Annotated in this window: 17 protein-coding genes; 16 read left to right on the top strand and 1 reads right to left on the bottom strand. The window is 47.4% G+C overall.

Going from position 1 to position 20382, the window contains the following annotated elements:
* Positions 1 to 12 precede the first annotated feature (12 nt).
* The 12 genes from nuoE (at position 13) to HB364_RS31785 (ending at position 13997) form a co-directional block, all read left to right on the top strand.
* Complete coding sequence (nuoE, locus tag HB364_RS31840) at positions 13 to 480, top strand: NADH-quinone oxidoreductase subunit NuoE (protein ID WP_167292496.1); 468 nt, start codon at positions 13 to 15, stop codon at positions 478 to 480.
* Between the two features lie 70 nt (positions 481 to 550).
* Entirely contained in the window at positions 551 to 1834 is a 1284-nt protein-coding gene (gene nuoF / locus HB364_RS31835; RefSeq protein ID WP_167292495.1) for an NADH-quinone oxidoreductase subunit NuoF, read from the top strand.
* Positions 1785 to 4559: an NADH-quinone oxidoreductase subunit NuoG gene (nuoG, locus tag HB364_RS31830; RefSeq protein WP_246228674.1), complete on the top strand. Its 2775-nt coding sequence runs from the start codon at positions 1785 to 1787 to the stop codon at positions 4557 to 4559. The genes nuoF and nuoG overlap by 50 nt, the downstream gene beginning before the upstream one ends.
* The gene (nuoH, locus tag HB364_RS31825) at positions 4559 to 5623 is read left to right on the top strand and encodes an NADH-quinone oxidoreductase subunit NuoH (RefSeq protein WP_317170734.1); all 1065 of its coding nucleotides are present in this window, start codon (positions 4559 to 4561) and stop codon (positions 5621 to 5623) included. Before nuoG ends, nuoH begins: the two co-directional genes overlap by 1 nt.
* Positions 5624 to 5654: 31 nt before the next feature.
* Entirely contained in the window at positions 5655 to 6170 is a 516-nt protein-coding gene (gene nuoI, locus HB364_RS31820) for an NADH-quinone oxidoreductase subunit NuoI (protein ID WP_167292494.1), read from the top strand.
* Between the two features lie 49 nt (positions 6171 to 6219).
* On the top strand, positions 6220 to 6807 hold the full coding sequence (gene nuoJ, locus HB364_RS31815) for an NADH-quinone oxidoreductase subunit J (protein WP_167292493.1): 588 nt from the start codon (positions 6220 to 6222) through the stop codon (positions 6805 to 6807).
* Between the two features lie 9 nt (positions 6808 to 6816).
* Entirely contained in the window at positions 6817 to 7125 is a 309-nt protein-coding gene (gene nuoK / locus HB364_RS31810) for an NADH-quinone oxidoreductase subunit NuoK (RefSeq protein ID WP_167292492.1), read from the top strand.
* 28 nt (positions 7126 to 7153) lie between these two features.
* Positions 7154 to 9037, top strand: coding sequence for an NADH-quinone oxidoreductase subunit L (nuoL, locus tag HB364_RS31805; RefSeq protein ID WP_167292491.1), 1884 nt, complete (start codon positions 7154 to 7156; stop codon positions 9035 to 9037).
* On the top strand, positions 9034 to 10482 hold the full coding sequence (locus HB364_RS31800; RefSeq protein WP_167292490.1) for a complex I subunit 4 family protein: 1449 nt from the start codon (positions 9034 to 9036) through the stop codon (positions 10480 to 10482). Before nuoL ends, HB364_RS31800 begins: the two co-directional genes overlap by 4 nt.
* Positions 10479 to 11918 (top strand): NADH-quinone oxidoreductase subunit N, encoded by a 1440-nt coding sequence (locus HB364_RS31795; RefSeq protein WP_167292489.1) that lies wholly within the window; start codon positions 10479 to 10481, stop codon positions 11916 to 11918. Before HB364_RS31800 ends, HB364_RS31795 begins: the two co-directional genes overlap by 4 nt.
* 170 nt (positions 11919 to 12088) lie before the next feature.
* Positions 12089 to 12922: a cupin domain-containing protein gene (locus HB364_RS31790; RefSeq protein ID WP_167292488.1), complete on the top strand. Its 834-nt coding sequence runs from the start codon at positions 12089 to 12091 to the stop codon at positions 12920 to 12922.
* A 169-nt stretch (positions 12923 to 13091) separates the two neighbouring features.
* Entirely contained in the window at positions 13092 to 13997 is a 906-nt protein-coding gene (locus HB364_RS31785) for a class I SAM-dependent methyltransferase (protein WP_167292487.1), read from the top strand.
* A 25-nt stretch (positions 13998 to 14022) separates the two neighbouring features.
* Here HB364_RS31785 and HB364_RS31780 read toward each other — a convergent pair whose 3' ends face one another.
* Positions 14023 to 14280, bottom strand: coding sequence for a carboxypeptidase regulatory-like domain-containing protein (locus HB364_RS31780; RefSeq protein WP_167292486.1), 258 nt, complete (start codon positions 14278 to 14280; stop codon positions 14023 to 14025).
* A 724-nt stretch (positions 14281 to 15004) separates the two neighbouring features.
* On the opposite strand from HB364_RS31780, the gene HB364_RS31775 reads away from it, so the two are divergent.
* From HB364_RS31775 to HB364_RS31760, 4 genes are all read left to right on the top strand, one after another.
* On the top strand, positions 15005 to 17014 hold the full coding sequence (locus HB364_RS31775; RefSeq protein ID WP_167292485.1) for a serine hydrolase: 2010 nt from the start codon (positions 15005 to 15007) through the stop codon (positions 17012 to 17014).
* 75 nt (positions 17015 to 17089) lie between these two features.
* Positions 17090 to 18100 (top strand): serine hydrolase domain-containing protein, encoded by a 1011-nt coding sequence (locus HB364_RS31770; RefSeq protein WP_167292484.1) that lies wholly within the window; start codon positions 17090 to 17092, stop codon positions 18098 to 18100.
* A gap of 185 nt (positions 18101 to 18285) precedes the next feature.
* On the top strand, positions 18286 to 19029 hold the full coding sequence (locus HB364_RS31765) for a head GIN domain-containing protein (protein ID WP_167292483.1): 744 nt from the start codon (positions 18286 to 18288) through the stop codon (positions 19027 to 19029).
* A 52-nt stretch (positions 19030 to 19081) separates the two neighbouring features.
* A complete protein-coding gene (locus tag HB364_RS31760; protein WP_167292482.1) occupies positions 19082 to 20371 on the top strand; it encodes a C45 family peptidase in 1290 nt (429 codons plus the stop codon).
* Positions 20372 to 20382 lie beyond the last annotated feature (11 nt).

Here is a 20382-nt window from a genome sequence, read left to right as displayed (position 1 = left end):
AAAACGATATACATGAGTTTGACAGAAAATGAAATACAATCCATTGATCACGAAATAGCCCTGGTGCCGTATAAAAAGGCAGCAGTCATTGAGGCGTTAAAGATCGTGCAGCAGCACCGCGGCTGGGTTAGTGATGAAAGTGTGGAAGCCATTGCCGGTTACCTCGAAATGAGTCCGGCTGAAGTAGACAGTGTGGCTACTTTCTACAACCTCATTTTCCGTAAACCTGTTGGCCGGCATGTGATCCTCTTGTGCGATAGTATTTCGTGTTATGTGATGGGGTATAAAGAACTATACAGCGCCTTGAGCAAAAAAATATCCATAAAGTTCGGTGAAACAACACCTGATAAACGGTTCACGCTGCTGCCCAATTGTTGCCTGGGCTGCTGCGATCATGCACCGGCATTCATGATAGATGAAGACCTGTACCAGGATGTGAAGGAAGGAGAGCTGGAAGAAATTTTAAACAAATATGCCTGATGGCCAATGTCGTTTAGTTAAGCAGTCACCCTGAGCCTGTCGAAGGGTATTTGATCTGAAATAAAATACCATGGAGCGTCCGTTAACGCAACATATTGATCCCAATGGTTCCCCGCTTAGCCTGGCAGCATATGAGCAGGTAGGTGGTTATGCCGCTGTACGCAAAGCCCTGAAAGGGATGACACCGCAGGAAGTACAGAAACTGGTACAGGATAGTAACCTGAAAGGCCGGGGTGGCGCCGGTTTCAACACAGGCATGAAATGGAGTTTTGTTCCCATGGGAAATGGCGTACCTCAGGTTAGATACCTTATTGCCAATGCCGATGAAATGGAGCCGGGCACCTTTAAGGACCGCGTGTTACTGGAAGGCAACCCACATCAGCTTATTGAAGGAATGATCCTGGCAGGCTATGCTATACAGGCCAATATTTCCTACGTCTTTTTGCGGTGGGCTTACCGGAAGGCGGCACAAGTCATCCGTAAAAGCATTGATGAAGCCTATGCAGCAGGTTACCTCGGAAAGAATATACTCGGTAGCGGCTATAATTTGGACATGCATTTGCATACCGGCGTTGGCCGTTACATGTGCGGGGAAGAAACCGCATTATTAAATGCACTGGAAGGTAAACGGGCCACACCAAGGGCCAAGCCACCTTTTCCGCAAGTGAGTGGATTATTTGGTAAGCCTACCATCGTAAACAATGTAGAAACCTTTTGTTGTGTGCCACACATTGTGAACAACGGGGCCGACTGGTTTAAAGGTTTAAGTCATAGTGAAGATGGAGGTACCAAACTCTATGGCGTTAGCGGAAAAGTAAAACGCCCCGGGTGCTGGGAACTACCCATGGGTGTTACCATGCGGGAGCTCATCGAGGAGCATGCCGGTGGCATGCAGGATGGGGTACAGCTAAAAGGAGTGCTGCCAGGCGGCGCTTCTACCGATTTCTTAACGGCAGAGCACCTCGATATCAAAATGGATTTTGCATCTGTGGCAGCAGCGGGCAGCCGCCTGGGTACCGGTACCATGATCGTGATGGATGATGCTACCTGCCCGGTTGGGTTTGTTCACAACCTGCAACACTTTTTTGCACAGGAAAGCTGCGGCTGGTGCACGCCTTGCCGGGAGGGACTTCCCTGGGTAGAAAAAATATTACTCTCTCTTGAAAAGGGGGAGGGAAGTGAAGCAGATATGGAGTTGCTGCACATGCACGCACAGTTTCTTGGGCCGGGGCACACCTTTTGTGCATTAGCGCCCGGAGCTATGGAGCCTTTGCAGAGCGCCCTGAAATACTTCAGGGAGGATTTTGAAAAACATATACACGAAAAGCGATGTCCTTACGCCAATCACCAGTAACGATATGCCCACCATTTATATACATAACAAACCATATGAAGTAAAAGCCGGTAAAAACCTGCTGGAGGCCGCTTTGAGCCTGGGCTTCGACCTGCCTTACTTCTGCTGGCATCCTGCCCTGGGAAGTGTAGGCGCCTGCAGGCAGTGTGCGGTTAAATTGTTCAAAGACGAACAGGACACCCATGGCCGCCTGGTGATGAGCTGCATGGAAACAGTGAAAGAAGGCATGCGCCTGTCTATTGAAGACCAAACGGCCAAAGCTTTCCGGAAGCAGGTCATTGAATGGCTCATGACCAACCACCCGCACGATTGCCCGGTATGCGACGAAGGAGGTAGCTGTCACCTGCAGGATATGACCGTGATGACAGGGCATGATTACCGGCGTTACGAGTTCAAAAAGCGTACTTACCGCAATCAATACCTCGGGCCGCTCATTCATCATGAAATGAACCGTTGCATACAATGCTACCGTTGTGTGCGGTTCTACCACGATTATGCCGGTGGCAACGACCTGAACGTATTTGCAGCACACCACCATGTTTACTTTGGGAGGGAAAAAGAGGGGATTTTGGAAAGTCCGTTCAGTGGTAACCTGGCAGAAGTTTGCCCCACCGGTGTATTCACCGATAAGACATTGAAGGAGCACTATACCCGTAAGTGGGACCTTACTACCGCTCCTTCTGTTTGCCAGCACTGCAGCCTGGGATGTAATACCATCGTTGGCGAGCGGTATGGAAAGCTGCGCAGTGTGGTGAATCGCTTTAACAGCGAAGTAAATGGCTATTTCTTATGCGATAAAGGCCGGTATGGATATGAATTTGTCAATAGTGAGAACCGCATCACACAACCCATCATTCGTAACCGCGCTGTGGAAGCGGTAGATGAAACAACCTTAATGGCGCACCTGAGAAATACAATCGCCCATCATAAACTCATTGGCATCGGTTCGCCGCGCGCTTCGGTGGAAAGTAACTTTTCCCTGATGCAACTGGTGGGCAAGGATAACTTCTACCAGGGAGTGGCAGAAGATGAAGCATTCCTTCAGAAAAAAGTAGTGGATATATTACAATCGGGTGCTGTGCGCAGCGCCTCGTTGAAAGACATTGATCAGGCAGATGCCGTATTGATATTGGGAGAAGACGTTTGGAATACAGCGCCCATCATGGCGCTGGCTGTTCGCCAGGCGGTGATGAAAACTGCTGCCGCGGAGGCAGCACAACAAATAGCAATACCTGCCTGGAATGATGCGGCCGTAAAGGAAAAAGTGCAGGAGAACAAAGGTTTCCTGGCCAACTGTACCATCCTTCCCTCTCCACTGGATGAAATAGCCGCCACTACACAACGGTGTGCGCCGGATGATATAGCCAGGCTGGGCTTTGCCATTGCTCACCTGCTTAATCCATCCCTGCCTTCCGTGCCTGGTATAAGCGAAGAAACAGCACAAAAAGCAAAAGACATTGCTGCCGCCTTGCAACAAGCCCGGCAGCCGGTTATTATCAGCGGTACTTCCAGTTGTAATGAGGCACTGCTGCGTGCAGCCTTTAACATTGCAGCGGCACTCCATACAGGAGAAAGAAAGGCCGCTCTTTCTTATGTATTGCCGGAATGCAATAGCATGGGATTGGCCATGATGCAGGCGCCCTCCTTTGAACGTGCCGCCGGAAGAGTGAAACGGGAACAGGATATCACAGCCATCATCCTGGAAAATGATATCTATCGCCATATACCGGCTCATAAAGCAGATACATTCCTCAGTCACTGCAAATACATCATTGCATTGGATTCGCTGAATAACCTTACCACACAGAAAGCGCATACCCTCATACCGGCGGCTACTTTTGCTGAAGGAGATGGGACCCTGGTAAACAATGAAGGTCGGGCCCAACGTTTTTGCCAGGTATTTGTGCCCACCAATAACCTGGTCAGGGAAAGCTGGAAGTGGTTGTGGCAAATGAAAGCATTGCAATCGGAAAGCGGGAACGGACAGGAGCATCATCCTGATGAATTGCTGGCAAAACTGGAAACGGCTATGCCGCAGTTTGCAGGCATTGCGCAGGTGGCGCCGCCGCATGATTTCCGGATACATGGAGAAGCTATTCCCCGTGAGCCACACCGTTACAGTGGCCGTACGGCCATGCTGGCCAACCTGGCGGTGAGTGAACCCAAACCCTTGCAGGATGACGATTCGCCGCTCACATTTACCATGGAAGGATACCAGGGAATGCCTCCTTCACCCCTCATCCCGTTCTTCTGGGCGCCCGGCTGGAACTCTGTACAATCGGTCAACAAATACCAGCAGGAAACGGGCGGCGCTTTACGGGGCGGAGATCCCGGCATCCGGTTATTTGAGCAAAAAGGAATAGCACCTGTTTTCTTCAGGGAGATACCGGAAGTGTTTATTGCCCTGCAGCAAAAATGGCTGTTGCTGCCACGGTACCAGCTTTTCGGCTCCAGTGAATTAAGTGGTTACACCAGGGCGCTCCGGGAGCTGTCCGCCGATCCCTATATCAGCTTGTCGAAACAGGATGCAGCACAATTAGGAGCGGTAGACGGCGCTCCTGTTTCAATAAAAGCAGATGGCACCCTCCTTACCCTTCCGCTAAAGATAGACGAAGCCTTATGTAATGGCATTGTGTTGGCGCCGGCAGGCTTGCCTGGAGTGGCGACAATGAGTTGGGGCACCCGGGTTAATATAGAGGTTCTAAAATTTGAAAAAGTTCTTTAATTAAAATACTACCGAAGGGTGGGTCGCTCAGTCGCCAGCCTCTGGCTGGTGACGGCTATTTCAAAGCCTCCGGCTTTGCTGTAAGGTGTCTTAAAAGAATCATCATGACCGTGATGCAACACATATGGATCGTATTGGGCGTATTGTTCGTACTGCTCAACATCGCCGCCGGGCTGATATGGGTGGAGCGCCGGCTGCTGGGACTATGGCAGGACAGGCTGGGACCTAACCGTGCAGGGCCCCTGGGGCTTTTTATTGTGCTGGCCGATACGTTGAAACTATTTTTCAAGGAAGACTGGATACCGCCTTTTGCAGATAAATGGGTATTTGTTATGGCGCCGGCCATTGTGGTAGGCAGTGTACTCTTGAGCTTTGTCATCATTCCTTTTGCGCCCGGCATTGTAGTCAGCGATCTGAACATTGGATTGCTCTTCTTCCTGGCCATGTCCTCATTAGGTGTGTACAGCATTGTGCTGGGTGGCTGGGCGTCCAACAATAAATATTCCCTGCTGGGAGCCTTGCGCGGTGCCTCGCAAATGATCGCCTATGAAGTATTCATGGGTTTGTCACTGATGGGCGTGGTGATGCTCACCGGTTCTTTCAACCTTGGGGCCATTGTAGCAGCACAGCAGGATATGTGGTTTATTGTTACCCAGCCGCTGGGCTTTATCATCTTCTTCATTGCCGGCGTAGCAGAAACGCATCGCCTGCCTTTTGATATTCCGGAAGCGGAAAGTGAGCTCATTGCAGGCTACCATGCAGAATACTCAGGTATGAAATTCGGGATGTTCTTTATTGGTGAATACCTGGGTATCACACTCATCTCGGCTATGACGGTAACCCTGTTTTTCGGAGGATGGCTGGGACTTGCGTTCCTGCCACCGCTGGTATGGTTTACGCTGAAGACCTTCTTTTTCATAGGCGTGTTCGTGTTGCTGCGGGCTTCACTGCCCCGTCCGCGGTATGATCAGTTAATAGCGTATGGCTGGAAAGTGTTGTTGCCGTTGGTGCTGCTTAACCTACTGGTAACCGGGGCTATTGCGCTGTGGATGAAAGGGGCATAACAAACATATTGATTACGTAAAATAAAAAACTATGTTCAGTCATCTGCGTACCATGTGGTTGGTTTTCTTACACCTTTTTCGTAAAAAGGCCACCATTCAATACCCGGAAGAAAAAGTGCCACTGCCAGCTCGCTACCGGGGACGTATTGTGCTCACCAAAGATCCGGATGGCGGAGAACGTTGTGTAGGCTGCTATCTGTGTGCCGTGGCCTGCCCGGTAGATTGTATTGCCCTGCAGGCTACGGAAGATGAAAATGGACGGCGATACCCTGAATTCTTCCGCATCAATTTCTCCCGGTGCATCTTTTGCGGTTACTGTGAGGATGCCTGCCCTACCTATGCTATTCAACTGACCCCTGATTTTGAGATGGCAGAATACAACCGGCAGAACCTGGTGTTTGAAAAAGAAGACCTGCTCATTAACAGCCAGGGAAAATATCCGGGATATAATTTTTATAAAGTAGCAGGTATGGATGCAGGGGTGAAGGAAAAAGGGAAAGGTGAAAATGAAGAAGCCCCGGTGGATATACATAGCTTATTGCCGTAAACAAAGTAAATGTCAGGCTGAGCCTGTCGAAGCCCTTCAATCTTTTAGCTTGTCAACTTTATTTTACATATCGTCGCTCATTGCCATTGTTGCCACCATCATGGTGATCACCCGCTATCATCCTATTCATGCATTACTCTATCTCGTGGTTTCTTTTTTGGCGGTGGCCATGATCTTCTTGTCATTGGGAGCCCCTTTTATAGCGGTACTGGAAGTCATCATCTATGCAGGGGCCATCATTGTGCTGTTCATCTTTGTGGTGATGATGCTGAACCTGGGTAAGGACACGGCCTTGCAGGAAAAGGAGTGGTTGAAACCCAGGGTATGGCTGGGGCCATCCTTGCTGGTATTGTTACTACAGGGAGAACTGATCATCCTGTTGCTGCAGCAGGAGGGCGCAGCAATGCCGGTCACCGTAGTAGATCCTAAGAAAGTGGCGCTATCCTTATACGGCGAATACATACTGGCAGTAGAACTGGCAGGCTTTCTCCTGATGGCTGGTATTGTGGGGGCAGCCCATATCGGCAAACATAAAAAGAGGAACCTGCATAGGTTCTTACAGAACGGAAATGGGGCAGGGGAAGCAAGTGATGTTACGAGACAGCAGAAGCAAGCAGAATCAGTAATCAACAATTAATAATCAACCATGTCATCCTTCAACGTCAGCACCGTGTTAATAGTAGCCTCCATACTTTTTGTACTGGGGTTGATCGGCGTACTGACGCGGAAGAACATCATTTTCATGCTGATCTCCGTGGAGATCATGCTGAATGCAGCCGGTCTGGCATTTGTAGCGGCCGGGGCAAAATGGCAACAGCCCGATGGACAGGTAATGTTCCTGTTCATACTGGCGATGGCGGCTGCAGAAGTTTCTGTAGCGCTGGCCATGGTGCTGCAAATATATCACCAGCATAAAACAATGGATGTGGAGGAACTGAAGGAGTTGAAAGACTGATTGTCAAACTTTATTGAACCATTTCAACATGGACCAACTACTTGCATACATCATTGCACTGCCTTTAGCCGGCTTCCTGGTTTTATCCATGGCCGGAAGGCAGTTAACCGCAAAGGTCATTCCCTGGATCGGTGCAGGTACCATCAGTATAGCCGCTATCATCACCATCTTCCTGGGCATTCAGTTTTTGCAATCACCGCCTGCCTCCGGAGCTTATCAGCAACTATTGTGGCAATGGTTCAGCGCTGGCAACTTATCCGTCAGTTTTAGTCTGCGAATGGATGCCCTCTCGCTGGTATTTGTATTCATCATCACTTTTGTGGGAGCGCTCATTCATATCTATTCTGCGGCATTTATGCGGCACGACCGGGACTATGCCCGCTTCTTCGCCTCCATGAATTTATTTGTATGCTCCATGCTCATGCTGGTGATGGCCGATAACCTGGTATTGCTTTACTTAGGATGGGAGGGAGTTGGTCTGTGCAGTTACCTACTTATCGGATTCTGGTACGAAACACCGGCCAATTGCCGGGCAGCCAACAAAGCATTCATCATTACCCGCATTGGCGATACCGCCATGCTCATCGGCCTATTCCTCTTGTTCAAAGAACTGGGTACACTCAACATCGTGGAGATCCTGCAGCAAGCGCCCCAATACTTCACCAGCGGATCGGCTAACAGTAACCTCATTGCCTTATTGCTGCTGGGTGGTGGTATCGGCAAGTCAGCACAGTTACCTCTACAAACCTGGTTGCCCGATGCCATGGCAGGCCCTTCGCCGGTAAGTGCATTGATCCATGCCGCTACCATGGTCACTGCCGGTGTTTACCTCATTGCCCGTATGCATGTATTGTTCCAACTTTCTCCCCTTGCCATGACCATCACGGCGTTGATTGGCGCCCTTACCTTATTCATGGCTGGTTGCAGCGCCATGGTGCAAACCGATATCAAACGGATATTGGCTTATTCTACCATCAGCCAGATCGGGTATATGTTCCTGGCACTGGGGGTTGGCGCCTGGAGTGCTGGCATCTTTCACTTCTTCACCCATGCCTTCTTCAAGGCCTTATTATTCCTGGCAGCAGGCGCCGTCATTGAGACCTTGCACCATGAGCACAATATCTTCAACATGGGCGGACTGAGAAAGAAAATGCCGGTAGTGTTTTATACCTTTTTAGCTGGTACTGCTGCACTGGCTGCCTTGCCATTGGTAACGGCTGGTTTCTTCAGCAAGGACCTCATACTATGGTATGCCTTTAGTGCTGCCAATGGCAATGCATTCCTGTGGATATTAGCCCTGGCTGGCGCTTTTATTACAGCCTTGTACAGCACCCGCCTGATACTGGTTGTTTTTGGAGGCGAACCTAAAACACATATTGGTGAATTACCCGGACAGCTCATGACAGTGCCATTAATCATACTGGCATTCTTCTCCCTAACAGCGGGCTTTATTGAATGGCCGCATAACCTGTTACACCTTACCTGGTTTTCAGATCATGTACAACGGGTATTGCCGGCCACCATTGTACAAGACAACCCACCTTCGGAATTTATTTTCCAGACTATTGCTGCAGTAATAACGCTGGCTGGTATTTACGGGGGCTATGGGCTGTACTACCATAAATCAGGCGTGCGCTGGCAGCAGTCTCCTTTCCTGTCAGTCATACATAACTTTTTATTCAACGGGTGGAAATTTGACCAGTTATACGAGGTGGCCCTGGTAAAACCATTCGTATACATTGCCCGGATCAGCAAAGCAGATGTGTTTGACCGGGTATACAATGGCATTGCACAAGGCAACCTGAAACTGAACCGCCTCTTATCCGTATCCCAAAATGGGTCACTGCGCTGGTACATAGCAGGGGTACTCATCGGTATCTTATTCATCATCACCTTACAGCTATTGTCATGATACTGGTATGGATGATTGCCATATTGCTGATAACAGGAATATTGTGCTGGCTCATAGCACGGTGGAATCCCGTTGTTGCCAAATGGATCGCTTTGCTATCCGTTCTGGCAGATTTAGGTATTATTAGTTACCTGTGCTGGCAGTACAACATTACTACTGCCGATTCCTGGTTCATTGATTACCGGGTTGACTGGATACCTTCCTTTGGCATCAGCTTCCATGTGGCCATGGATGGACTTAGCCTGTTAATGCTGCTGCTTACTTTCTTTCTCGGGCTGCTGTCGGTACTTTGTTCATGGAATGAGATCAAAGAGAAAACCGGATTTTATTTCTTCAATCTCTTATGGACGCTGGCTGGTATCAGCGGTGTTTTTATCGCCATGGACCTTTTTCTGTTTTACTTCTTCTGGGAAGTCATGCTGGTGCCCATGTACTTTTTAATTGCCATCTGGGGCGATGCCAATCGCCGTTACGCGGCCTATAAATTTTTCATCTTTACCCAGGCGGGCGGTTTATTAATGTTGCTGGCCATACTGGCTTTGTACTTCATCCATGCGCAACAAAGCGGCACTTATTCTTTTGATTATTTCAGTTTGGTGAATACTTCCCTCGAACCTGCCACAGCAAAATGGATCATGCTGGGTTTTTTGATCGCCTTCCTGGTTAAGCTGCCCATGGTGCCTTTTCATAACTGGTTGCCCGATGCACACAGTGAAGCGCCTACAGCAGGCAGCCTGATATTAGCCGGTTTGCTGCTGAAGACAGGGGCTTATGGTATCATCCGTTTTGTACTGGTATTATTTCCACAGGCCTCCGCAGACATTGCCTGGGGAGCCATGCTGTTTGGCGTGATAGGCATTGTGTACGGGGCTGTCCTGGCTTTTTCACAAACCGATCTCAAGCGCTTGATTGCTTACACTTCCGTCAGTCACATGGGGTTTGTATTGCTGGGCATCTTTGCCTTCCAGGATATGGCGCTGCAGGGAGTGGTGATGCAGATGCTTACCCATGGTATCAGTACAGGGGCCTTGTTTGTAATAGCCGGCATCCTGAAAGAACGGTTGCATACGAGGGATATTAACCAGATGGGCGGGTTGTGGACAGCTATGCCTGCCATGGGTGGTGTCGCCATGGTATTTACCATGGCTTCGCTGGGATTGCCCATGCTGGGCAATTTTATTGCAGAGTTTCTCATCCTGCTGGGAACATTTCCCGTAAGCAATGCGCTGACGGTGATCGCCGCTGTGGGACTGGTGTTTGCAGCTTTGTATTCTTTGCGTATGGTACAGAAAGTGTTCCTGGGGCCTGTTGCTGTCAATATACCCGTGAAAGACCTTAGTGCCAGGGAACTGACCCTTATGGCCGCGTTAAGCATCAGTATTGTGGCGCTGGGATTATATCCGCAGCCGGTAATAAATATGATAAAAATAGTAACCTACCAATGACCGAATACCAACTATTAGCGCTTCTGCCTTTCATGCTGCTCGCAGCAGCCTCGATCGTGGTCATCTTACTGATCGCTTTCCGGCAACAGCATACCGTTATCCAGGTAACAGGATTCCTCATGATGTGCCTGGTGGTCGGGGCCATGTGGTATGTGCGGGATACCCTGCCACGGGAAATATTGCCCTTATTTGTAGTAGATGGTCTTGGCGCGGTTTATACGGGTCTTATTGTTTGTTCGGTGCTGGTAGTGGGGTTGTTGTCTTTCATTTACTTTGAAGAGCGGGAAGAGAATCCCAAAGAATACTACATCCTGCTTTTCCTGGGCACATTGGGCGCCGCGGTGCTTACCATCAGCCGCCATTTTATCTCCCTGTTTATCGGGCTCGAACTGCTGAGTGTGAGTTTATATGCATTGATCGCTTACCTGCGCAACCGCAACAATGCGATAGAAGCTGGTATGAAATACCTGGTGCTGGCAGCCCTCACTTCCGCATTCCTGTTATTTGGTATGGCATTAGTCTACATGGAAACGGGGAGTATGGAGTTTACTGCCATTGCACAGAAGATAGTAGGGGGTGAATCGGCTGTGCTCTTCATCCTGGGTATTGGCATCATGATGGTGGCCATAGGGTTTAAACTGGCCCTTGTACCTTTTCACCTTTGGGCCGCCGATGTGTACCAGGGAGCGCCTGCACCTGTTACAGCCTTTATTGCCACCGTTTCCAAAATCGGCGTATTTGCAGTATTACTGCGTTTTGCACAAGCCATTCAGCTTCATCAATATCCCATTGCCATGACTGTCATTGCGGTGATAGCCATCGCTTCCATGATCATCGGTAACCTGTTGGCGCTGCAGCAAAAAAACATCAAACGCCTGCTGGCCTATTCCTCCATTGCACACTTTGGGTACCTGCTCGTGGCATTTCTGCCGGGCAACAAGGCCGGTACAGAAGCGGTTAGTTTTTACCTGTTAACCTATTCCATTACCATATTGGCCGCCCTGGGGATTGTCACCGTATTATCTACCCGGCAAAAAGATGCAGAAGAACTGGCGGCTTACCAGGGATTGTTCTGGCGAAAACCCGTAATGGCGGCGGTATTGACCATAGCGCTGTTGTCACTGGCCGGCATCCCCCTTACAGCAGGCTTTTTCGCTAAATTCTTTATACTCACCACCGGTGTACAGCAACAACTATGGCTTCCGGTAATTGTGCTGGTGCTTACCAGCGTGGTGGGCCTGTACTATTACCTGCGTATCATCAGTACCTTGTTTGCAGGGTCTTTGTCAGCATCCACTAACGAAAAAACACTCCATCCCTTCTTTTACTTTGCTACCTATGCCACATTAACAGTCTTGATGTGCCTCTTGCTTTGGTTAGGGGTCTTCCCCCGGATAGCTGTTAAAAGCATACAGGACTTCCTGCTTATTCGCTAAACAACCTATTGCTGTTATCAGGTAACGAAGCTAAAAAATCCGCCTCTTCAAAAGCCATCAACGCTATACACTGCTTTCTTCTTTTCGTATTGAACCAGCAAGCCTTCTCCTTTAGGACAATTTCTGTAGTCTATTTCTGTCTTAATTACAAACTTTAAAAAGTAAAGTGTATGAAACGCTACATTCTAATCATGCTTTTAGGCTGCTGTGCATGTCAGGACCGTATTGATCAGGATGCTGAAAAAGCATCTATAACGAAACTGCTGAACGATGAAACTCATTTTGCCGCCAAAGGCGATTCGGCCAACTGGGCATCCTGTTGGGTGCACACTGATGATGCCTCCCTCACCTTTACTACGCCGGAAGGGACAGAAACTTACAGTGGCTTTAACCACCTGGCACACGAAATAGGTCAGGTAAAGCCCTTTGACCTGAAGCTTACGAGGAACAATTATCATTACGTGATAGGTAGTGATGTGGCATTCGTTAGTTTTGATCAGCAGGATAATTGGGGAGGTGAGCCGCGTAATACCAAAGAAACAAGGACACTCAGGAGAATCAAAGGGGATTGGAAAATAGTTAATGTCAACGTAGTGTACGTAACACCACCCGGAGGCCAGCAAACCGGATCCTTTCACATGGACGTTAATAAAATTCCCAAAAATCCGAAAACAGGATTTACCAATCTTTCCGGGATTGATGGCATGTCTGTCGCATACCTTGACATCCCTGCTGGTACAGACTTTACACCTCTGTTTGAAGGATTGCCAGACAACATGTGTATCGCGCCGCACTGGGGTTATATTATTGATGGATCTATACGGCTCAGGTACCCCGGGGGTAAAGAAGAAACCATTAACGCCGGAGAGGTATTTTACTGGCCTGCTCCCCATACCGGGGTAGTGGATAAGCCGGTGAAATTTGTTGAATTCAGTCCTGATAGCAAATTTGTTCCGTTGATGGACCATATTGCTAAAAAGATGGCAGCGCAAAAAACGAAATAACCTGCGGTGTTATAAGTGCCGTGTAGCTGTCTTTATATAAAACTTTAACAGCATTTTTCTACGCCTTAGTGCTGGTTTACTACCTTTTGCCGTCTCTTATTATGTGCATTGTAGCATCCTTAACATATTTGCGTCATCAATAACATTCAACACGCAAATCACTGTTATCATGCAAGCAAGTGCCAATATGCAAACACAATCAGTTTCCCTCAACCTGTTAAGCGATCTGTTGGAAGAAGGACCACAGGTACAGGATTATAACTTTCTGAATGAATTTTTTAATAGCGGGTATGCTAAAGACCCGACTGGATTTTTGGCGCAATTCGCGGATGTCAGGAAAAGGATAGACGCGTTTAGCTCCCCGAAATCTATTGCAGGATTCTGTTACCTGCAGCCTTACGGATATGCGGGCGATTTTCAGTTAATCGACAGGTTGTATACCAACTATAAGGGGCCCGGAAAAGCCATCCAAAGATGGGATGATTTTGCACAGTCTCAACCTGCTGCTCAGGCCGTACGGAACAGGAAGGCTTACTTTATCAACTTACTGGAGACGGGTAAGCCGGATAAAGTATTGAACATTGCCAGCGGGCCTTGCAGGGATATCAAGGAATACTATGATCATAACCAGGATGCCGCAATGGTTATTGATTGTGTGGAACTGGACGGGCGGGCTATTCAATATGCACAGCACCTGTTAAACAATGATACCCGGGTTACATTCATTCAGCAGAATATACTCACGTACAGGGCTACCAGGCAATACAAGCTGGTATGGTCTGCAGGATTATTTGATTATTTTTCTGACAATCTTTTTGTAAGGATATTAAGGAAGTTACTTGCATGTGTGGAACCGGGAGGGAAACTGGTGATTGGTAACTTTTCTGATGAAAACCCCAACAGGGCGTTTATGGAAGGCGGGATGAACTGGTTCCTGCACCACAGGAGCCCGGAACAACTTATTGACCTGGCAAAACAAGCCGGAGCCGCCAGTTGGAACCCGTTTGTTGAGCAGGAGCCGGAAGGGGTGAACCTGTTCATGCATCTTAGCAACCCTGATAAAATGGCTACTTAATCATGCTGCAGAACATTTTATCGCTTCACAACCGCACATGTATTTCACTGTCCCTGTTTAAATGAACTTCTATCGTTTTAGATTGATCCCCGTTCCGGATGGACAGATAATACATAGCGGGTACTTTGATCTCCGGTAAAAAGAATATGCCCTGTCCATCAGATTGAGCGGAGATATCCGGATATTCATAAGTGCCTCCTGTAATAGTCACTATGACGCCTTCCAACGGTTTACCGGATGAAGAACTGTACACTATCCCTTTCACACTTTTAGTTTCTGTCATATGAAAGTTTTTTAGGTACCAAAAATGAAACCAACCTTTGTTAGTTAAACATAACCAGGTGCATTTACTTATTGCCTTTCAGAACGAAAAAAAGGAAATGATCCAAATAACTGCAAGGATCATTATTGCCTGATAGTAACTCCAGAAAACATCCAGGCCATTTTCTTTTTCATAATTCACCAGGCTTACAAATAACCCAATGATAGGTATCCAGTATATTAGTTTATTATTCATAAACCAACTATTGCCACAAAGTTACATCAATTACATGTTAACGGCCCACTTCCGGAAAAGTAACAATTTCCGGACCGGTTCCTTTATCTTATCTGCGTGATCCTCATTCTATTGCATTTTTATCATTTGTAGTCATTATGCTCATACGTGATCACCCGCATTTGGAATCGCTGCAGGATTATATTACTTTACGTTGAGCAGTTGAAGACAAACGAAAAATGGACAAAAAAGAGACCAGGAAAAATTGAAACATCGTATCGGAATAAAGGAGCAAAGGGTAGGGTTCACTATAGGTCAGCTAAAGATACTCTATAGATACTCTATACCTGGACTATGGGAACTCTATACCTAAGCTATACCAACGCTATACCAAAGCTATAGTTGACCCATTTCACGAAAATCAGCGGTTTTGACCCCAAAACAGCCTTGGTTCTTTATGCCATCCCGTTCACTCGTGAACGGTTACTGTAACAAAACTAAATTCTTTTCTATGAACTTGCTTGCGCTTCCTGCTAAATCTTTGTGCGGACTTGTGCTTCCGCTTTTTTATTGTCTCTCCATTTGGGCTCACAATGGTACGATAGGGTATGCTTATCCCCTCAGTAAGATTATCGTGGATGGCGATTTCACCGACTGGCCGAAGACCATGGTGAAGTACCCGCTTTCATACAATCTTTCAGAGACAAGACCCCGTGACGGGGCAGACTATACAGGCTTCTTCCAGATCGGTTACCGGATGGAAAACAAGTCGCTCTACCTGGCTATCACCGTGATGGATGATGATTTCATGGAAGACAGCAGTAAAAATGTGCAGTGGAATACACAGGATGGACTGGAGCTCTGCCTGGATGCCAGGCACCTGCGGGTGGGTTCGGGGGTAGCGTCTTTTATGTATTCAAAAAATCTGAGGAATACCAACCATGCTTATTTTGACGACTTTGCCCGTTCAGCATCCTGGAAGATCATGGAAGTGATGATGATGCGGCGTGGCAATACCAGGTTCTACGAATGGCGCATTGCATTGGGTGAACAATTGGTTCCGGGCAGATCTATTGGTATTGATATGAATGTGTTCGACAAGGATGCTGATGGAAGTTTATCCTTTGCCAGTTGGGGCAGGGGAGAGCTTAAGTTCCGCAATCCGAATTCCCTCGGCGATGTGGTGCTGATGCCTGCTCCAACAACAATGGCTTCAGTGCAGGGACATATTCGCTGGGACCGGAAAATGGACGAGCAATTACCTGACCGTATCCGGTTTACATCAGCTAAGAATACGGCTTGTTGGATGCAGGCAGCCGTAGACTCACTGGGCAATTATTCGGCGCAGGTGCCGGCAGGGTCATATACCATCGAATTGACCGACGCTTATTTCCAGCGTGGCAACTACATTTACCAGGCTCCACAGCAAAAGCGTATGCTGGTGCAGGTAAAAGCAGGGCAACAGGCAAAAGCAGGTGAGATCATTATTCCCGGTTCTCCCGCCCCCGACCTGTTACCTGAAAAAGGAATACTACATGATTTCGATGCCATCCGGGCAAAAGAGTTGGACAACTTTATCCAGACTTATCAAAAGTATTACCGTATCCCCGGTATTTCATTGGCTTTGATCAAAGATGGCAAGCTCGTCTATCACAAAACCTATGGAGCCAGAAACGCTATGACGGGTGAGCCGGTAACGGATACTACGCTCTTTGAGGCGGCTTCCGTTACCAAACCCGTATTTGCTTATGTGGTACAGCGGTTGGCGGAACGGGGAGTCATTGACATGGACCGGCCGCTTTATTTATACCTGCCTTATCCCGACATCGCACAGGATGAGCGGTACAAACTCATAACTGCCCGGCATGTCCTTACCCACCGGACAGGTTTTCCCAACTGGCGATACATGAATCCCGATGGTAAGCTGAACATTCTTTTCACGCCAGGTACAGATTACAACTATTCCGGTGAAGGCTTTGAATACCTTAAAATGGTAGTAGAAAAAATAACCGGCAAAAAAGTGGAACAGGTATTACAGGAGGAAGTCATTGTTCCCATAGGTCTTTATCACACCTTTTTCTCAAAGAATGATTCCCTGCAGCGAATGGTGTCGCAGGGGCATTTCGATATGCTGCCTACCTACGATCCATTACCCGAATCACCGGGCATGGCTTACAGCATGCACACAGAGGCCAGGATATTCACGCAATTCATGCTGCAGTTGCTGAATGAACAAGGATTAAGTGCTGAAACCTATGCCAACATGTTCCGGAAACAATCCGACTTCAAATTCGACCCGAAGGAGGAGAAACCCAAATACCCTTCTTACATGGGGATGAGCCTGGATATCCGGGAAACGCCTTTTGGCAAAACCTTTGGGCATGGCGGTAATAATGGTGATTTCAGGTGCCAATTTGAAGTGTACAAAGACCTCAAAATGGGCTATGTTATCTTCACGAACAGTAATACATCCATTCCTTTACTGGAATCGATGCGCAAGTTCTTGGTTGAAGGCAGGTAGTGCGTTTAGGCCCCGTCCATACAGTTTCGCATAAATGCCTATCTTGAAGTTTTTATCAGCACGAGGTCAATCTTTATGAGTATTCCCGGTTTATTGAAGGAGATCGCTGACAATATAAAAGCGCTTCCTGATCAGACACAAATAGCTATTGGTATTGCCAGCAATGGGGAGAGTAACTTCTATGGAATGACCAGGGAGAATGGCGCCATCAGGCAAATTGACAATGCCGGTTTTGCATTTGAAATTGGCTCAGTTACCAAAAGTTTTACGGGCAATGTATTGGCTCAATTGATCATTAACAAAAAAGTGCATCCGGACGATCCCATCCGGCAGTTTCTTCCCTTCACCTTACTGAATGATCCTCCCATAACATTAAAACAACTGGCGCTGCATACTGCAGGGTTGCCAAGATTACCCGGTGATTTTGAAACGCAGCCTGGCTATAATAAAAACAATCCCTATAAAAGCTATACCGAAGAAAGTTTGATCAGCTATCTTACCCAAAGCCTTCAAGTGGACTTTCCTCCCGGTAGCAGGTTTCAATATTCCAATCTTGGCGCAGGGCTGTTAGGATATACGCTTTCAAAGATTGAAAGAGCTCCCTTTGCAAAGATTGTTGCAGAGAGGATATTTACCCCGTTGGGAATGCGTAATTCCTGTTTTGATGCAAGTGAGGTAAAAACAGCGCTCGTAGCAGGGATGGATGAAAGCGGCAATCTGTGTCCGTCCTGGGATGGTGGCATGCTGGATGGTTGCCTGGGAATTATCTCTACTGCCGGAGACTTACTTAAATTTGCGATCAACGCTGCTGATAAAACAGATGCTGCGGCTGTCCTGCAGACGCAGGTAACCTTTGACGTAGACCCTCATTTCAAATCGAATCTTGGTTGGGGTGAAAGGAGAGTAGACCCCGGCAACCTGGCAATGCAGGGTATCAACGGTGGTACACAGGGGTCCGGCGCTTCCATCCTGTTGAATCGAGATAAAAATATTGCTATGGTAGTTTTATCAAACATCCATCCTGCTTATTATATGGAAATGATCTATCCCTTAAATAAAAGGATCATGATAACTCTCTCAGCCTAATAAATGAACCCAAAGCCCCCTTCAGATCCACCGGTCTGAAGGGGACTTTGTTGATATAAAGTAGGGACCAATCAAAAACGAACAGTCAATGTATTGTAAACGAACATATCTAACCTTCAGGTATGATGTAATTACCTCATTTACATTGTTCATTAAGCTGGCACAAGCTTGGTCGATAACCCTGTATGAAAACATTAACTGCCTTCTTATTTGCAGTGCTCTTCTTGATGGGCACCGGCATGGCCGCGGCGCAATCAAACCTGACCGATACTGTGGACCGCCATCTTTCCGGCTTTGATCGTATTAAAATACAGGGACCTTTCAAAGTGTACATCACCCAGGGCGACGTGGAATCTGTAAAATTGCTGGCGTCGCCGGAGGCCATTGGTCGTACCGTTTCTAGCGTAGACGGTCATACACTAAAAGTCTGTAACAAATACTACAGTTGGTCATGGGGTCCGAAGCGCTGGTTTAGAAGGAAGGACCAGTGGAATACCCCTAAAGAAGAAGTAACGGTTTATATTACCGTCCGCGATGTGAACAGTATTACTGTTTCCGGTTCCGGCAACGTTATTTTCACGGATGCTATTGCCACCAATTCCCTGGCTATAAGGCTTCGGGGTTCTGCTGACCTGTCGGGAAATGTGAGCACCAAAAAACTAACCAGCCGCATTTCCGGCTCCGGCAAGATCAAACTGGCCGGCACAGCTACCGAGGCCAGGGTCAGGTTATCGGGCTCCGCAAATTTTTCTGCGGCGCAACTGGTTACAGAAAATGCCAGGGTGCATATTTCAGGTTCTGGTCACGCTTCGGTTAATGCCAGTGATCAGGTGAATGCCACCTTGCATGGTTCAGCAGGCCTGCGTTATACCGGAACAGCCAAAATCAGCAGCACCAAAAGCGGCAGCGCGTCGGTTAACAGGTTTTAAATCGGGAATAGAATCCAGGTCAGCTACGGTTGATCATATAAACCAAATATTCATGAAAAAGTACAGCATTTTATGCCTGCTTATCCTCTCATTATTATTGGTAGCAGATCAGGCCAGTCCGTGCAGTATGTTCAAGATTACGATCAATGGAAAGACGATGGTTGGGAACAATGAAGATGCCTGGCGGACGAACTCAAAGATTTGGTTTGAAACAGGTAAAAATGGCTACCACGGCGCAATGTATATAGGACATGAAGATGGTTTCCCGCAGGGTGGACTTAATGAAGCTGGCCTTGCATTCGATGGCTTTACGGTATATCCCAGGGCCTTGAAGCCTGTGGCGGGACGAATGAAAATAGAGAATCCCGGCAACTTTCTAAAAACTATCCTGCAGCGCTGCGCCACTGTTCAGGAAGTCAGGGATCTTGTAAATCAGTATGACAGAAGCGTTTTCAATTATAGCATGTTATTGTTTGTTGACAAACAGGGAGATTACCTTGTGGTAGAAGTAGACACCACTATACTTGGTCATGAACAAAAATATGTGTTGTCCAATTTCTGCCCTTCCCTTACCCCTGATCTGGATGATGTGCAAATTGGCCGTTACAGGAAAGGGAGAGCCTTCTTGCAAAATAAAGTAGATACCAGCCTTCATTTTTGTGTATCAGTCATGGATACCATGCATGAATGCAGGTCAAAAATTGGAGATGGCACTACCTATACTTCCATTTATGATTTGAGTCAGGGACTAATACACCTGTATTTCTATCATAATTTTCAGCATCGTGTCTCATTTAATTTACAACAGGAACTTGCTAAGGGAGATCACGGGATGCTTATGGCTTCACTTTTCCCTCCAAACGCTGAATATATCCGGTTTACTCAATATAAAACACCTTTTAACAGCAGTGGTGTAAAACTATCTCTCAACCTGATAACATATATTTTTCTGCTTACATTACCCTTCTTTCTGGTTTACTATGCATGGGAATACAAATTGAAGCGCCATAAGGGCCTTTGGCCCAGGCATTTCCTTACTGGGGGAATGTTGGTTATCATTAACCTTGCATTAGCGTACTATTTGCAGCATTTATTAACTAACAAGGTTATCTTCTATTTTGATACACCTTATAAGGAGGAGGGAAACCCGCTGCTCAATCTGGCTGCTTATTTTCCCAACGCATTGCTCCTGCTGTTTATTCCTATTGTGGTTTTTGCAGTTAGGAATATCCGGCAACGACCATGGAACAGATTTTACCTGTTCTTATATTTGATCAATGTCATTAGCTATAGTATTCTGCTCGTATTATTTGGCTACTGGGAATTATATTTTATTGGCTAACCGTAGGAAGC

Origin of the sequence: Paraflavitalea devenefica (assembly GCF_011759375.1) — a bacterium.
GTDB classification, from domain to species: Bacteria; Bacteroidota; Bacteroidia; order Chitinophagales; family Chitinophagaceae; genus Paraflavitalea; species Paraflavitalea devenefica.
Note: the sequence above shows the minus strand (reverse complement) of the source record. Positions and strands in the feature narration are given on the sequence as shown.

What these genes read in the sequence shown, in the direction of transcription:
- nuoI (WP_167292494.1), top strand. Translation starts at nt 5,655, where the DNA reads ATGTTCAGTCATCTGCGTACCATGTGGTTGGTTTTCTTACACCTTTTT.
- nuoK (WP_167292492.1), top strand. Translation starts at nt 6,817, where the DNA reads ATGTCATCCTTCAACGTCAGCACCGTGTTAATAGTAGCCTCCATACTT.
- HB364_RS31780 (WP_167292486.1), bottom strand. Translation starts at nt 14,280, where the DNA reads ATGACAGAAACTAAAAGTGTGAAAGGGATAGTGTACAGTTCTTCATCC.
- HB364_RS31790 (WP_167292488.1), top strand. Translation starts at nt 12,089, where the DNA reads ATGAAACGCTACATTCTAATCATGCTTTTAGGCTGCTGTGCATGTCAG.
- HB364_RS31760 (WP_167292482.1), top strand. Translation starts at nt 19,082, where the DNA reads ATGAAAAAGTACAGCATTTTATGCCTGCTTATCCTCTCATTATTATTG.
- HB364_RS31785 (WP_167292487.1), top strand. Translation starts at nt 13,092, where the DNA reads ATGCAAGCAAGTGCCAATATGCAAACACAATCAGTTTCCCTCAACCTG.
- HB364_RS31775 (WP_167292485.1), top strand. Translation starts at nt 15,005, where the DNA reads ATGAACTTGCTTGCGCTTCCTGCTAAATCTTTGTGCGGACTTGTGCTT.
- HB364_RS31765 (WP_167292483.1), top strand. Translation starts at nt 18,286, where the DNA reads ATGAAAACATTAACTGCCTTCTTATTTGCAGTGCTCTTCTTGATGGGC.
- HB364_RS31770 (WP_167292484.1), top strand. Translation starts at nt 17,090, where the DNA reads ATGAGTATTCCCGGTTTATTGAAGGAGATCGCTGACAATATAAAAGCG.
- nuoF (WP_167292495.1), top strand. Translation starts at nt 551, where the DNA reads ATGGAGCGTCCGTTAACGCAACATATTGATCCCAATGGTTCCCCGCTT.
- HB364_RS31795 (WP_167292489.1), top strand. Translation starts at nt 10,479, where the DNA reads ATGACCGAATACCAACTATTAGCGCTTCTGCCTTTCATGCTGCTCGCA.
- HB364_RS31800 (WP_167292490.1), top strand. Translation starts at nt 9,034, where the DNA reads ATGATACTGGTATGGATGATTGCCATATTGCTGATAACAGGAATATTG.
- nuoL (WP_167292491.1), top strand. Translation starts at nt 7,154, where the DNA reads ATGGACCAACTACTTGCATACATCATTGCACTGCCTTTAGCCGGCTTC.
- nuoE (WP_167292496.1), top strand. Translation starts at nt 13, where the DNA reads ATGAGTTTGACAGAAAATGAAATACAATCCATTGATCACGAAATAGCC.